Source organism: Ruegeria sp. C5 (assembly GCF_056537605.1).
Genome location: NZ_JBQFRX010000001.1, coordinates 963029 through 976355 on the forward strand (window position 1 = coordinate 963029; position 13327 = coordinate 976355).

A 13327-nucleotide genomic window follows, 5' to 3' on the forward strand; every position below is an offset into this window, starting at 1 on the left:
AGGCTAGTGCGTCACGCGCGCCCAGCGATGTAGGATATCGCCGCCAACGACCTGTGTTTCGATCAGATCAAATCGGGGGGCAGTATCCAGAGTATCAAGCCTCAGTGCCCCGATCGCGGACAGCCCTTCTGCCCCGATGGTCAGTCCTGCTGTAAAGCCGACCAATTCATCGACCAGATCGCCCTTTAGCAAAGATGCGGCCAATGCTGATCCGCCTTCGCAAAAGACACGCGTCAATCCGGCCTGCCCAAGCTGCTGCAACAGATCAGCCGCATCCACGTGATGACCATCCAGCGCACACGGGATCAGACGGGCACCCAACCCCTCCCACGCACGCGCACGCTCGGGGTCTGGGTGGGGGCCGTGACAGAGCCAGACAGGGATATCGGACGCGGTTCGCGCAAGTTGCCCCATCAAGGGCAGATCCAGATGGCGCGAGACCACCACGCGCACCGGTTGATGCTGCACACCCAGATCTCGAACCGTCAGCGACGGATCATCGGCGCGCGCTGTCCCTGCCCCAACCATCACCGCATCGTGGCGCGCACGCATCGCATGCACTGCGCGGCGAGCATTTGGACCTGTGATCCACTGACTGTGCCCGGTTTCCGTTGCAATCCGTCCATCAAAGCTGCTGGCCATTTTCAAAGTCACAAACGGGCGGCCTTGCTCGGTTTTCAGGAAAAACCCTGCGTGGTCGCGTGCTGCCTGTTCCGCCAGAACACCGGTGGTGACCTCAATCCCGGCCTCGCGCAACATGGCAAACCCTTGCCCTGCGACCCGAGGATCGCTGTCTTCGATCGCCGAGACCACACGGGTAACACCGGCCGCAATCAGCGCTTCGGCACAGGGCGGCGTCTTTCCGTAGTGTGAACAGGGTTCAAGCGAGACATAGGCGGTGGCACCTCGCGCGGCCTTACCCGCCTGCGTCAGAGCCATAGGTTCTGCATGCGGACGACCCCCGGGCTGCGTCCAGCCGCGACCAACGATGCGTTCATCGCGCACGACGACACACCCGACGGACGGATTCGGCCAGCAGGTGCCTTGGCCGCGCCGCCCCAATGATAGGGCCAGCGCCATATATCGCTTATCTGTATCGCTCACTCATCCGTCGAAGGTTGCGGCGGGCGCAACTCGTGGACAAACTCCTCGAAATCATCGGCCGCCTGGAAATTCTTGTACACACTCGCAAAGCGAACATATGCGACCGTATCAATCCGGGCCAGCGCTTCCATTACAATTTCACCGATTTTATTCGAAGGGATATCGGTTTCCCCCATGCTTTCAAGACGGCGCACGATACCGGAGATCATCTGATCAATCCGATCGGGATCAATGGGCCGCTTCTGCATCGAAATACGGATCGAGCGTTCCAGCTTGTCGCGGTCGAAGTCTTCGCGTTTACCGTTGGTTTTGATGACGACCAGATCACGCAGTTGCACGCGTTCATAGGTGGTGAACCGTCCGCCGCAGGCCGGGCAGAACCGCCGTCTGCGGATCGCGACGTGATCCTCTGCCGGGCGTGAATCTTTGACCTGAGTATCGATATTTCCGCAAAACGGGCAGCGCATCCGCCGTCTCCTCGTCCCTAGCTGGCCACTTTTTGTAAGCGCTGCGGCTTACTTATCCACAACTATAGGACAGCCTCTAGAGTTTGGGTAGTCGGAATTTTCCACCCCAATATAAAGCGTCACCCAAAATGCGCAGCGACCTTTCTTTCATGCGGCGCGTTGCGGTGTTCAAACAGATATATCCCCTGCCATTTGCCCAGCGCAGGTACCCCATCTGACACCGGTATCGACAGCGATACAGGCATCATCGCGGCCTTGATATGGGCTGGCATGTCGTCCGGCCCCTCATAGGTGTGGCGCAGATAAGCCATTGACGGATGATCCGATTGCGGCACCAGCCGTTCAAAGAATGCGCGCAGATCAGTCTGCACCTCGGGGTCGGCGTTTTCCTGAATAAGCAGCGAACAAGAAGTGTGGCGCACAAAGAGCGTCAGCAAACCGTCCGAAACCGGCCTCAGCCAACTGCGCACAGGGGCGGTAATCTCATAGAGCCCCACGCCCTGTGTCTGAATCGAGAATTCTGTCTGCATCGCAGGTCAATTGATAAACGGACGGACGCCGCACCGTGCATTTGCGCCCTGTACCGACATGCTGTCACCCGGCTGGAACCCGGCTGTGACCGAAAAGCTGCCTTTCTGCGGGACATTGGCGGGTTGTTTCAGTGTGAACTGTACCGCCGTCCGGCGTCCCGTTGTCACGCTGGGGCCATAGCCGCGCAGAACGTAGATTTGTTGCTGCCACCCAGCACCCAATTTCCGGCGGGCAAAATCAGCAGCGGCGCACCAATATCCATCAGTATCCTGACGTGTCCTTGGAATGACCTCGAAGTCTGTGCCGCTCATCGGTTCTGTTCGATAACCGTTCGGCGCTGCATCGACAACGCCCGCAGAGCTGGTCATAAGCAGTGCTGCAAATGCGCAAAGTATTGTCTGTTTCATCGTGACCATCTTCCTGTTTCCATGTGAAATATAGACTAGTGCGTCGCCATCGTCAGCAAAGCGAACTAACGATCATGTCAGCTTGACCCACGTGGTTCGTGAACAGGCTCTAACCATCCCTGATAGCGGATCAGGTGTCCCAATCCAGGTGCTGTCGCCGAAATGTCAAAGCGAAACCTCAATTGTACGTCCTCAGCCTCGGTCGATCCGGAACGTGGCAAAAGAAACCCCGGACACGGAATGCCAAACAAAGCGAGGCGGCGGATCTCAATGGTCAGCCCCTTATCAGTTCTCACCGGCTGCAACCATATTGTCAGCCCGCCGATCTGTTCCCGCACCATGCCACACAGCGGATCAAAAGTGATCCGTGAACGCGTTTTGTGGCCTGCGAAATCCCGTTCCCATTGCCAATATGCGCCGGGCTTTCGGATCGTAAGGGTGACCGGCAAATCTTCGCCCGCAGGTGGAAATCGCCCGATGCGAAGTGCCAGAGCGACCAAAACGCCTCGGCCACGCTGAATGCTGCATCGACCAGAGTAGCGACCTTCCCCGCTGTGCAAATCCCTGACCAATCCAGGCACAGCTTCATCTATACCCAGCGCCTGCAGGAATGGATCACGATCAGAATCCATCTTGGGCAAACCGCGATCGGAGAGAAGGATCAGGAACTAGGCACTCATCCCGCCGCCCAAATAGCGCATATCTGTTACGGGCAATCATCCGGTACAGCGGGTTCTTCAGAAACCTCGGCAGGTATCGACACAAGGACAATACCCGCCACGGAACATATAATGCATGCATCGCAGCGGCAAATGCGTCGAGATTTTGGTGCACCTTTCCTTTGACGATCACCAAATTGGTTTCAAATTCGTCTGTCGGCAGGTTCAGGAGAGTATAAAGCTGCTGCCCAAGCGGTGACTGCGCAGTTGCAAATAGAAATTTCTGATCTCGATCATGGCGCAACATGATGTGAAAAAACCCTGAACACAGCACGCATTCACCGTCGAAGACGATCAAATCTGTATCGATGGAAAGATCATCAGCCACGAGAGATCAAGAAATAACAAAAGGTTCCCCGTGATGCTGTCACGTCGAATGCGCCGCAGCAATGCGACATGACTGACCAGAAGAATGAGAGGGGCGTGCCGGGGAACCCGTTGAAACGGCTTGGTGGACCGCTCGCTCAGGCTCTGACCTTTTCCCCAAAAGGCGCTGACCCGACAACACCGGTCATGTAGCTATTGGCCAAGGCTACGGACATGGCCATTTCTGCCATATCTTTGTGAGTTGCGGTCAATTCCTGGGTATCAGCACCGAGGCTGGCGCATTGCCACGGTTTGCCGCTAGGGTAACGGTATTACAGTAACGCGTTTTTTGGGCTGGGTGATGGACGTCGACATTTCACGCATTCAATTGCTGACACGGACCCTTGAGGATCACGCAAGCGCGACCGTGGTGGAACAGGTCCTGAGTGACTGCGCATTGACCCGCAGCGATATTGAACCGCCTGCCAAAAGGTACAGCGCCCACAAAGAAGCGCTGTTTGTCCGACACGCCTGCGATGCACTTGGCGATATCACCTTTGGGGCACGGGCGGGTCTGGAATTCAGTTCTTCTTCCAGCATTACGGCCTATATCAGCAAGTACTCTCGTGATCTGAAGCAGGTGATCGAGAATACGGCGCGGTTTCATGGCATTATCGACCCGGCCCTGGCCTTCAATCTGCGCCTTTCAGGTAACGCTGCCTCGCTCGAGGCCGATTGGAAAGACCCGAGCTTTTCCCGCTATCATCGGCGGACCGAGTTCCTGCTGTTTGGCGCGATCGCCCGGATGCGGGCGTTGACTCAGTTGAATCTGAATCCGATTGAGATACGGTTTCAGCACACAGTTGGGCAACACCAAGCCACCTACCAGAAAATCGGAGGTTTCCCAGTTACCTTCGGGGCCGAACGCTTGGAAATCATCCTGTCGCTGCCCTCGCTGGAAACACCGATCCCAACTTACGACCCTAGCCTGCGCGCGCATTTGGTTGAATTTGGCGAACGCCTGCTGGCCGAAAGACAGTCGCCAAGACAGAAAACCCGAGCACAGATCGAAGGGTTGATCACAGATGCGATGCCGGGGGGAATCGTACAGGTGGACGACGCCGCCACCCAGCTCGGCCTAAGCCCTCGAACATTGGCTCGCCGCCTAGCTGATGAAGGCACCTCATATCGTGAGATCGTTGAAGATTTACGATGTGACCTAGCGCAGACCTTTATCAAGAACGGTATGCATCTGTCCGAAATCTCGTATTCGCTCGGTTATTCCGATCAGGCTGCGTTTTCCACCGCCTTCAAACGTTGGACGGGTCAGGCCCCGACCGCTTTTCGCAAACGTGTCTCTCATCCACTTTCATGAAGCTACAACGTGGCCGGGGGTCATCGGCCCAATCACCTCGCCCCGGCCTGTCCATGAGTGGACAGCGGCGATATAAAGATGGCATCGCCGGACTCCTTGCGAGTTCCCGCCAATTTGATTTGAAGTTCAGTCATTGTGAGCGGGCGAAAGAAAAAAGCGCCTCGGGATGAGGCGCCTTTCGATTTACTGATCCAGGAAGGACCGCAATTTACGCGACCTACTCGGGTGTTTCAGCTTACGCAGCGCCTTCGCCTCGATCTGGCGGATACGTTCGCGCGTCACGCTGAACTGCTGACCGACCTCTTCCAGCGTGTGGTCGGTGTTCATGCCGATGCCAAAGCGCATCCGCAGAACCCGCTCTTCACGCGGGGTGAGAGAGGCCAGAACCCGTGTGGTGGTTTCCTTGAGGTTTTCCTGAATGGCGCTGTCCAGCGGCAGCACGGCATTCTTATCCTCGATGAAATCACCAAGCTGGCTGTCTTCCTCGTCGCCGATGGGCGTCTCGAGGCTGATCGGCTCTTTGGCGATTTTCATCACCTTGCGCACCTTCTCAAGCGGCATTTGCAGCTTTTCGGCCAATTCTTCCGGTGTTGGCTCGCGGCCGATTTCGTGCAGCATCTGACGACCTGTCCGGACCAGCTTGTTGATCGTTTCGATCATATGCACCGGGATACGGATCGTGCGCGCCTGATCCGCGATCGAACGCGTGATCGCCTGACGGATCCACCAGGTCGCATAGGTCGAGAACTTATAGCCCCGGCGGTATTCGAACTTGTCCACCGCCTTCATCAGGCCGATGTTACCTTCCTGAATAAGATCAAGGAATTGCAGGCCGCGGTTCGTGTACTTTTTGGCAATCGAGATCACCAGACGCAGGTTGGCCTCGACCATTTCCTTCTTGGCTTGCCGCGCCTCTTTTTCACCCTTCTGAACCTGCTGCACGATGCGGCGGAATTCAGGGATGTCCAGACCGACATATTGCCCGACCTGAGCCATGTCGTTGCGCAGTTCCTCAACCTTGTCGGTCGAGCGTTCGATGAACATCTGCCAGCCCCGGCCCGGCTTCTCAGCCATTTCAGCCAACCAGTTCGGATCCAGCTCGCGCCCACGATACGCATCGATGAACTCGCGACGGTTGATGCGAGCCTGGTCAGCCAGTTTCACCATCGAGCTGTCCAGTGACATAATGCGCCGGTTGATGCCATAGAGCTGGTCAATCAGAGCTTCGATCCGGTTGTTGTGCAGGTGAAGACCGTTCACCAGTTCAACAATCTCAGCGCGCAGCTTCTGATAGGTTTCTTCGTCCTTCGCGCTGAAAGTGCCATCCTCGTTCAGCGTCGCAGAAATCCGGCTGTCCTGCATTTCGGACAGCATCGCGAAGTCGGTCGAGATGCGTTCCAGCGTGGTCAGCACCTGATCCTTCAGCGCTGCTTCCATCGCGGCCAGGGACATGTTGGCCTGATCGTCGTCATCATCGTCATCATCATTGGCAATCGGGTTGCCGTCAGCGTCAAGCTCCGGCCCCTCATCCTTGGCAGGCTTGGCCGCCTGCACCGATGAGGTATCGACAACCGGCTCTTCAACCTCGCCGTCTTCATCCATCTGGTTGCCGAAAGTGGTTTCCAGATCGATGACGTCCCGCAGCAGAATGTCTTCGGACAAAAGTTCGTCATGCCAGATGGTGATCGCTTGGAAGGTCAGCGGGCTTTCGCACAGACCAGCGATCATGGTGTTCCGACCGGCTTCGATCCGCTTGGCGATAGCAATCTCGCCCTCGCGGCTCAGCAGTTCGACTGAACCCATCTCGCGCAGATACATGCGTACGGGGTCATCGGTGCGATCCAGCTTTTCGGTTGCAGCACCAGCCAGCGCAACCTCGCGCGGACCTTCGGTGGTGACCAGTTCGGTCGAGCCTTTGTTTTCTTCTTCTTCGGCTTCTTCATCTTCGATGATGTTGATGCCCATCTCGGACAGCATCGACATAACATCTTCGATCTGTTCCGAGCTGACCTGATCAGGCGGCAGAACCTGATTGAGCTGGTCGTAGGTGATGTAACCTTTCTCGCGAGCCTCGGCGATCATCTTCTTGACCTGGGCCTGGCTCATGTCCAGCGAGATTTCCTGTTCCTGCTCGTCGGATTTGCGGTCTTCGTTCGTATCCTTGGCGGCCATTCAATGCTCCTGCAGGGATGGGTGATTCGTTTGAACCGAATCATTAGCGCGTAGAAGTGATTCGGCCACCCGTTTACCCGTTTTTCTTTTCCAGTGCCTTACGAAAACACCACTTCATCGATGTTTCCGTTCGAATTTGATGCCAGACGTGATGGCCTCAAACGCGTCTTTCTCATCGCGGTTGATTCGCGCACCATTGTCGGCGATGTCGAAAACGGCCCTGTCTTCGTTCTGGCTGCGGCTTGTACGGTTGCGCTCTTCGGCGGCTTGCGCCAGCCGATATGTCAGCGCCTCATCGGCCAGATCAGACAATTCCTCTGCCGCTTCGGCAATCTCAGCATCCAACCCCCGGAGCGCTTTGATCTTTGCGAGTTCCTCGGCCAGTGTCATCTCGGCCTTTTCAACGTCGCCCGGTTTGTACACACAGGGGATCACTGCGACATGGCGAAGGGCCAGCAGGTTTTCAAGGGGTTCCGGTCCCAAAGTTTGCATGATGTGATCCTGCAGATTGTCCGGATCGTCGATGGCATGGCGCAGGATTACTCCCCGCAAGGCCGCATGATCAGGGTCGTGGCAATCCATTTCTTCCAGCTGAGTTTCGAATTGCACGACAACTTGTGGATTCAGGATAGCAATCGCGAGAATTGCCGCTTCGCGCAGTTGAATATCCGCATTCTCAGCCGAGGCCAGAAATGACGCCCGTGCGCCTGGCGTGGCAGGCTGTGCCTGCGGCTGCCATTTTCCGCGCGGTTGCCACGGGCGATTTTGCGATTGTCGCTGTGGGCGAAACAATTGCCAGCGCAGGTCCTTAATTTCCTGCCCGTAATGCGATCGGATCGAGGGGTCGCGGATCAGCTTGATCTTCTCTCGCAGGGATTTATCCAGCGCCGCTTTGCGTTCGGGGCTGTCAAAGACCTTGCCTTCCGTCTCGCGTTGCCAGAGCAGTTTGACCATCGGGATTGCAGCATCCAGCACACCCTGCACCGCCCCCGAACCTTCGGCGCGCAACAGATCGTCGGGATCCTTGCCTTCGGGCATCAGTGCAAAGCGCAAGGATTTGCCCGCTTCCAGCAACGGCAGCGCCAAGTCGACCGCCCGCATCGCCGCGCGCAGCCCTGCCGTATCGCCATCCAAAGCGATGATCGGCTCGTCAGAGATGCGCCAAAGTAGTTGCAACTGATGCTCGGTGATCGCAGTCCCCAATGGCGCAACCGACGCGCCAAACCCGGCCTCAGCCAAAGCGATCACGTCCATATAGCCCTCGGCCACAACCAAAGGCTGCCCCTTGCCTGCCGCCTGTCGTGCGGGGCCATGGTTGTAGAGGCTGCGGCCTTTGTCGAACAGATCGGTCTCGGGCGAGTTCAGGTATTTGGCGTTGTCATTGGGATCCATCGCCCGGCCACCAAACGCAATGCACCGCCCGCGTGGGTCGCGGATCGGGTACATGATGCGGTTGCGGAATGTATCATAGGGTTTCTTACCCTTGTTCGACGGCTTGGCCAGCCCGGCCCCAAGGATCAGGTCCTCGGAGACATTCTTACCGGTTAGATGATCCCACAGAGCCTGCCAGCCCTCGGGTGCGAAACCGATTTCCCAACGGTCCAGCGCCTTCGCGTCAAGACCGCGACGTGTCAAATAATCACGTGCCGCCGCCCCTGCCCCAGTCTTGAGTTGCAAACGAAAGAACTGCACAGCCTGTTCCATCACCTCGGCCAGCTGTGAACGGCGGTCCTGCTTTTCCTGCGCCTTGGGATCACGCGCGGGCATCGGCATCCCGGCCTCGCGCGCCAGAATTTCCACGGCTTCTATGAAAGAGACATTCTCGGTCTCTTTCACAAAACTGATCGCGTCCCCTTTGGTGTGGCAGCCAAAGCAGTAATAGAATCCCTTTTGGTCATCGACGTGGAACGAGGCGGTCTTTTCGTGATGAAATGGGCAAGGCGCCCACATATCCCCCTTGCCCTGATTGGATTTGCGCTGGTCCCACATGACCTTACGCCCAACAACCTGAGACAGGCTGAGGCGCGTGCGCAGTTCATCCAGAAATCCGGGGGGCAAAGACATGGGTCAAACCTGCCAGAAATGAAAACGCGCGCCAAGGGGATGGCGCGCGGTTGTCCACAGAGAAATGATCTGACTGTGGATTATTGTTGTAAACACAACTCCAGCCACGCAGCTCCGAGATCCTTCTTACGCACGTCGCGCATCTTCTGCTCATATACCCAAGGCGTGATCAGCGGAACAGCGGCATTGTAGTTCTCGGGCCAGGTAGGACCACTGTCGGCCACCGCCTGCGCCACATCGCGTTCCTTGACCCGGTCAAGTCGTGCTTTCTGTATCGCTGCAACAACGTCGGCCTGATACTTGCAGCTCTGTTCCTTGGTTTCCTGTGCAACCACTGGCGTGGCCAGCACGGCCGCAACGATAGCGATACGCAACATGGGGATCTCCGAAGATTCGTTTCTTTCAGCGCAGCTTACCCGCGCGCGGCGATGCCTTCCATCGCCCTTTTCAAATCGTGAACCAGTGTCTCAGCCATGGATCGGAAGACCATGATCTGAAACGTGTTCCCCCCAACGCGCGTGATCGAAGCGGTCATGTGGAACAGCAGGGTCCGGGCGGAGTGGCCGCGCTTGAAGTTCGCCTTACGCAGATCAATAGGCACTACGCGCGCCAGTACGTCTTCGACATCAGCACCCTCTAACCGGACCACAGCCCAGGCATCTGATTGGTCCACAATGGCCGCATTCTCGGTCAGGGTCGCATCAGGAGACGGCCCGATCAGCATCGCATGCGCCGGGCCGAACCAGATCGCCCGCGCGCCAGCCTTACCCGTTGCGCGATTGGCCGATGGATAGGCCATCCCGTGCGCTGCTTTCAAAGCTTCGGATAGCGCCTTTTGCTTACCCTTGAAAGGTGAGATCGAATGGATCGCCCCTACATCCTCTTCGCTGAGCGTTACTGAGCCGATAGTCAAAGGCAGCAACCCGTCGCAGGGTGTTTTGGCGGTCAGATTATCCACGGACGCGCCCTCCTTCGGGGTCAAAGAAAACCGGGTTCACCACTTCACACAGGGTTGTCACGCCGCGCAGATGATCGACCATTTTCACGATTTCTCCATACCTCTCAGGCCCGTCCGCCAAGAAGCCCAAGCCCAACATCGTTTCCAGCGTCGGGGAATAACACACGGAGGTCAGATAGCCCTGATCATTGATGCGCACCGGCTCGGCCTCTTCCCGGTAAAGATGCGCACCCGCCAGCAATTCCTTGCTTTCGCCAATGGGTTTGAGCCCGACCAACCGCTCGCGCCCCGGCTCTTCAAGGCCCGGACGTTGCGACATCGTTTTGCCGATGCAATCCTTCTTCTGCGACACCATCCGACCCATGCCGATATCATAGGCAGTTGTCCGTCCGTGGATCTCGGAATGCGTAATAAAGCCCTTTTCGATCCGAAGAACGTTCAGTGCCTCCATCCCATAAAGACCACCGCCCAGCGCTTCAGCCCGCTCGGTCAAAATATCGAACAGGGTCGCGCCATAGCGCGCAGGCACGGCGATTTCATATGCATGCTCGCCCGAGAACGAGATCCGGAACAAACGCCCCTGCACACCCAGCACCGAGATCGATCCGCAAGCCATGAAGGGCCAACTTTCTTCGTCAAGAGGTGTGTCCAGCAAACCATTCAACAATTCACGCGATTTTGGCCCAGCAACGGCAAACTGTGCCCACTGTTCGGTGACCGAGCTGAACGAGACATCCAGATCAGGGCGTAGACCCTGATGAACGAATTCCAGATGCTTCATTACATCGCCAGCACCTGCCGTGGTGGTGGTCATTAGGTAATGCGTCTCTCCCAGCCGCGCGGTGGTGCCATCATCCATGACGAATCCATCCTCACGCAACATCAGGCCATATCGCGTTCGGCCAACTTTGAGGGTCGAGAACATGTTCGTATAAACGAAGTCCAGAAACGCCCCCGCATCCGGCCCCTGTATGTCAATCTTGCCAAGCGTCGAGACATCGCACACCCCGACGGCCTGACGCACCATGTTGACCTCACGGTCACAGGATTGCCGCCACGTGGTTTCTCCACCCTTTGGGAAATAGCTGGGGCGATACCACAACCCGGCCTCAACCAACGGAGCTTTCCGCGCTACGGTCGCTTTGTGCGAAGTGATAAAGCGTTGCGGCTTGAAACCCTTGCCTTCAGCCCCAGCACCCAGCGCGGCAATGGCGACAGGAGAATACGGAGGGCGGAACGTCGTGGTTCCGGTTTCGGGTATCGCGCGCCCGGTGACGTCCGCTAGAATGGCCAACGCCGCCACGTTCGAATTCTTGCCCTGATCCGTCGCCATACCTTGCGTCGTATAGCGCTTCATGTGCTCGACTGACCGGAAGTTCTCAGTCGCGGCCTGTTTGACGTCTTTCACTGTAACATCGTTCTGGAAATCCAGCCACGCGCGCCCTTTGCCGGGAACGGCCCAAAGCTGCGTGATCTCGTATGGCGTATCCTCGGCCTGCGGTGGCACAGTCTTCGTGGCCTTGTAGCCAAGATCGCCAAGTACGCCTTTGGCTGCCTCAATCCCTTCACGAAGGCAGGCTGTAGTTGAGAAAGATCCGTTGCACGCACCCGCTGTCACCATGCCCGGCACGGCCCCTGGCGTTGGCACAAAGGCTTCGATCTCACGCTTCCAGATCGGGCGGCTATTCATGTGACACGTTAGATGAACCGAAGGATTCCAGCCCCCTGTCATGGCAAGGCAATCCGTGTGTATCCGTTCTTCTCCACTGGCACGGCGCACTGTAATCGCCTCCAGCCCTTTACGGCCCGAACTGTTACAAACTTGCGCCCCGCGTAGAACCTCGTAATCGTCAGACAAGGGCGCGTCATGGCGGCTATCGATCACAGCCGCCACATGGACACCAGCATCCAACAAATCACGAGCAGTGCGATGGATATCGTCAGTATTTCCGAAGATCGTCACATTGCGGCCCGGGCTGACACCCCATCGGTTTAGATACGCCCGCACCGCGCCAGCAGTCATGATCCCCGGGCGATCATTGTTGCGGAATGCGACCGGGCGCTCCAGCGCGCCTGCCGCCAGAACTGACCGCTTGGCCACGATCCGCCAATAGGTTTCCAACGGCGCCCCGTTGGGGCGGTGATCCGTATGGTGAAAAACGCGTTCCAACGCCGCAAAGGTACCTTGGTCATAGGCACCTGCGATAGTGGTCCGGGTCATGATGCGGACATTGTCCATCGCGGCCAACTCGGCCAGCACTTCGTCAACCCAATCGGGACCCGGTTTTCCGTCGACCTCATAGGTCTCGGCCAGCAGACGCCCACCCACGCGACTGTTTTCGTCGGCCAGAATGACGTCCGCGCCGGCACGACCAGCAACGAGTGCGGCCATCAGCCCCGCAGGCCCTGCCCCGATAATCAGCAGATCGCAAAAGGCATAAGCGCTTTCGTACTTGTCGGCATTGTCTTCGCCCGACAGTGCTCCCAATCCGGCGGCACGTCGAATGATCGGCTCGTATAGCTTTTCCCAGAAGCTTTTCGGCCACATGAAGGTTTTGTAGTAAAAACCCGCGCCCAAAAACGGGGAAGCCAGATCGTTGATCCCCATCAAATCGACACTCAGGCTGGGCCAGCGATTCTGGCTGCGCGCCTCAAGTCCCGGATAGATCTCTTGCATCGTGGCGCGAATATTTGGTTCTTGTCCTGCGCCTGCCCCCACGGTCATCAGCGCATTCGGCTCTTCGCTGCCTGCGCTCAGCACACCCCTAGGCCGGTGGTACTTGAACGAACGCCCCATCAGTCGTACGCCATTCGCCAAAAGCGCTGAGGTCAGGGTGTCGCCCGCATAGCCGCTATAGCTGGCACCATCGAAAACAAACGGAATCGACTGCGTACGATCGATAAGACCCTTTCCATCGATTCTCATGCCCGCTCCTCCGATGCCGGCTGCGCGTCGATCATCTCATGCGTGACCGTGTTTCGTGTGACCACGATCCATGCACCGCACCCGCCTTCGTGATACCAAAGCTCTCGTGTCGGCCCTGCCGGGTTTTCCCGTTGGTAGACAAAATCATCCCAAGCCGCCTCACCGGCATCCGGGGCCGGTCGGTCCAGATCCACTGCCGCCCCGCGATAGTAGAATTCGCGCCGATCCCGCTCGCCGCAATATGGACAGGTGATCCTCATAGCCGCGCGCCCTTCTTCATCTTTTCGAAAATACTCAA

The 13327-nt window shown here is 57.5% G+C and carries 14 protein-coding genes; 2 read left to right on the forward strand and 12 right to left on the reverse strand.

Annotated features, from left to right (window positions below; all coding sequences use genetic code 11):
- Positions 1 to 3 precede the first annotated feature (3 nt).
- The 6 genes from ribD to ACR0AW_RS04915 form a co-directional block, all read right to left on the reverse strand.
- Positions 4 to 1104 (reverse strand): bifunctional diaminohydroxyphosphoribosylaminopyrimidine deaminase/5-amino-6-(5-phosphoribosylamino)uracil reductase RibD, encoded by a 1101-nt coding sequence (gene ribD / locus ACR0AW_RS04890; RefSeq protein WP_480438695.1) that lies wholly within the window; start codon positions 1102 to 1104, stop codon positions 4 to 6.
- Positions 1101 to 1571: a transcriptional regulator NrdR gene (nrdR, locus tag ACR0AW_RS04895; protein WP_039534475.1), complete on the reverse strand. Its 471-nt coding sequence runs from the start codon at positions 1569 to 1571 to the stop codon at positions 1101 to 1103. Before nrdR ends, ribD begins: the two co-directional genes overlap by 4 nt.
- Positions 1572 to 1690: 119 nt before the next feature.
- Entirely contained in the window at positions 1691 to 2101 is a 411-nt protein-coding gene (locus tag ACR0AW_RS04900) for a secondary thiamine-phosphate synthase enzyme YjbQ (RefSeq protein WP_170733417.1), read from the reverse strand.
- A 6-nt stretch (positions 2102 to 2107) separates the two neighbouring features.
- Positions 2108 to 2509 carry a hypothetical protein gene (locus tag ACR0AW_RS04905; RefSeq protein WP_255612048.1) on the reverse strand — a complete coding sequence of 134 codons (402 nt, stop codon included), beginning with the start codon at positions 2507 to 2509 and terminating at the stop codon, positions 2108 to 2110.
- Positions 2510 to 2586: 77 nt separating this feature from the next.
- Positions 2587 to 3141, reverse strand: a complete 555-nt coding sequence (locus ACR0AW_RS04910; protein ID WP_170422328.1) for a DUF4166 domain-containing protein — start codon at positions 3139 to 3141, stop codon at positions 2587 to 2589.
- A complete protein-coding gene (locus tag ACR0AW_RS04915; RefSeq protein WP_170733418.1) occupies positions 3131 to 3556 on the reverse strand; it encodes a DCC1-like thiol-disulfide oxidoreductase family protein in 426 nt (141 codons plus the stop codon). Before ACR0AW_RS04915 ends, ACR0AW_RS04910 begins: the two co-directional genes overlap by 11 nt.
- Positions 3557 to 3624: 68 nt before the next feature.
- Here ACR0AW_RS04915 and ACR0AW_RS04920 point away from each other — a divergent pair, with 68 nt between their 5' ends.
- Together ACR0AW_RS04920 and ACR0AW_RS04925 are read left to right on the forward strand one after the other, a co-directional pair.
- Positions 3625 to 3747, forward strand: a complete 123-nt coding sequence (locus ACR0AW_RS04920) for a hypothetical protein (RefSeq protein ID WP_255612047.1) — start codon at positions 3625 to 3627, stop codon at positions 3745 to 3747.
- 148 nt (positions 3748 to 3895) lie between these two features.
- On the forward strand, positions 3896 to 4909 hold the full coding sequence (locus ACR0AW_RS04925) for an AraC family transcriptional regulator (protein WP_170565787.1): 1014 nt from the start codon (positions 3896 to 3898) through the stop codon (positions 4907 to 4909).
- 183 nt (positions 4910 to 5092) lie between these two features.
- Here the strand turns inward: ACR0AW_RS04925 and rpoD are convergent, their stop codons facing one another.
- The 6 genes from rpoD to ACR0AW_RS04955 form a co-directional block, all read right to left on the reverse strand.
- Positions 5093 to 7081, reverse strand: a complete 1989-nt coding sequence (rpoD, locus tag ACR0AW_RS04930; RefSeq protein ID WP_170733419.1) for an RNA polymerase sigma factor RpoD — start codon at positions 7079 to 7081, stop codon at positions 5093 to 5095.
- A gap of 114 nt (positions 7082 to 7195) precedes the next feature.
- Complete coding sequence (dnaG, locus tag ACR0AW_RS04935) at positions 7196 to 9145, reverse strand: DNA primase (RefSeq protein WP_170733420.1); 1950 nt, start codon at positions 9143 to 9145, stop codon at positions 7196 to 7198.
- An 80-nt stretch (positions 9146 to 9225) separates the two neighbouring features.
- Positions 9226 to 9522, reverse strand: coding sequence for a hypothetical protein (locus ACR0AW_RS04940; RefSeq protein WP_170396287.1), 297 nt, complete (start codon positions 9520 to 9522; stop codon positions 9226 to 9228).
- A gap of 35 nt (positions 9523 to 9557) precedes the next feature.
- Entirely contained in the window at positions 9558 to 10103 is a 546-nt protein-coding gene (locus tag ACR0AW_RS04945; RefSeq protein ID WP_170733421.1) for a sarcosine oxidase subunit gamma family protein, read from the reverse strand.
- Positions 10096 to 13029, reverse strand: a complete 2934-nt coding sequence (locus ACR0AW_RS04950; protein ID WP_170733422.1) for a sarcosine oxidase subunit alpha family protein — start codon at positions 13027 to 13029, stop codon at positions 10096 to 10098. Before ACR0AW_RS04950 ends, ACR0AW_RS04945 begins: the two co-directional genes overlap by 8 nt.
- A complete protein-coding gene (locus ACR0AW_RS04955) occupies positions 13026 to 13289 on the reverse strand; it encodes a sarcosine oxidase subunit delta (RefSeq protein WP_170396281.1) in 264 nt (87 codons plus the stop codon). The genes ACR0AW_RS04950 and ACR0AW_RS04955 overlap by 4 nt, the downstream gene beginning before the upstream one ends.
- Positions 13290 to 13327 lie beyond the last annotated feature (38 nt).

What these genes read in the sequence shown, in the direction of transcription:
- nrdR (WP_039534475.1), bottom strand. Translation starts at nt 1,571, where the DNA reads ATGCGCTGCCCGTTTTGCGGAAATATCGATACTCAGGTCAAAGATTCA.
- ACR0AW_RS04900 (WP_170733417.1), bottom strand. Translation starts at nt 2,101, where the DNA reads ATGCAGACAGAATTCTCGATTCAGACACAGGGCGTGGGGCTCTATGAG.
- ACR0AW_RS04905 (WP_255612048.1), bottom strand. Translation starts at nt 2,509, where the DNA reads ATGAAACAGACAATACTTTGCGCATTTGCAGCACTGCTTATGACCAGC.
- ACR0AW_RS04910 (WP_170422328.1), bottom strand. Translation starts at nt 3,141, where the DNA reads ATGGATTCTGATCGTGATCCATTCCTGCAGGCGCTGGGTATAGATGAA.
- ACR0AW_RS04920 (WP_255612047.1), top strand. Translation starts at nt 3,625, where the DNA reads ATGACTGACCAGAAGAATGAGAGGGGCGTGCCGGGGAACCCGTTGAAA.
- ACR0AW_RS04925 (WP_170565787.1), top strand. Translation starts at nt 3,896, where the DNA reads ATGGACGTCGACATTTCACGCATTCAATTGCTGACACGGACCCTTGAG.
- rpoD (WP_170733419.1), bottom strand. Translation starts at nt 7,081, where the DNA reads ATGGCCGCCAAGGATACGAACGAAGACCGCAAATCCGACGAGCAGGAA.
- dnaG (WP_170733420.1), bottom strand. Translation starts at nt 9,145, where the DNA reads ATGTCTTTGCCCCCCGGATTTCTGGATGAACTGCGCACGCGCCTCAGC.
- ACR0AW_RS04940 (WP_170396287.1), bottom strand. Translation starts at nt 9,522, where the DNA reads ATGTTGCGTATCGCTATCGTTGCGGCCGTGCTGGCCACGCCAGTGGTT.
- ACR0AW_RS04950 (WP_170733422.1), bottom strand. Translation starts at nt 13,029, where the DNA reads ATGAGAATCGATGGAAAGGGTCTTATCGATCGTACGCAGTCGATTCCG.
- ACR0AW_RS04955 (WP_170396281.1), bottom strand. Translation starts at nt 13,289, where the DNA reads ATGAGGATCACCTGTCCATATTGCGGCGAGCGGGATCGGCGCGAATTC.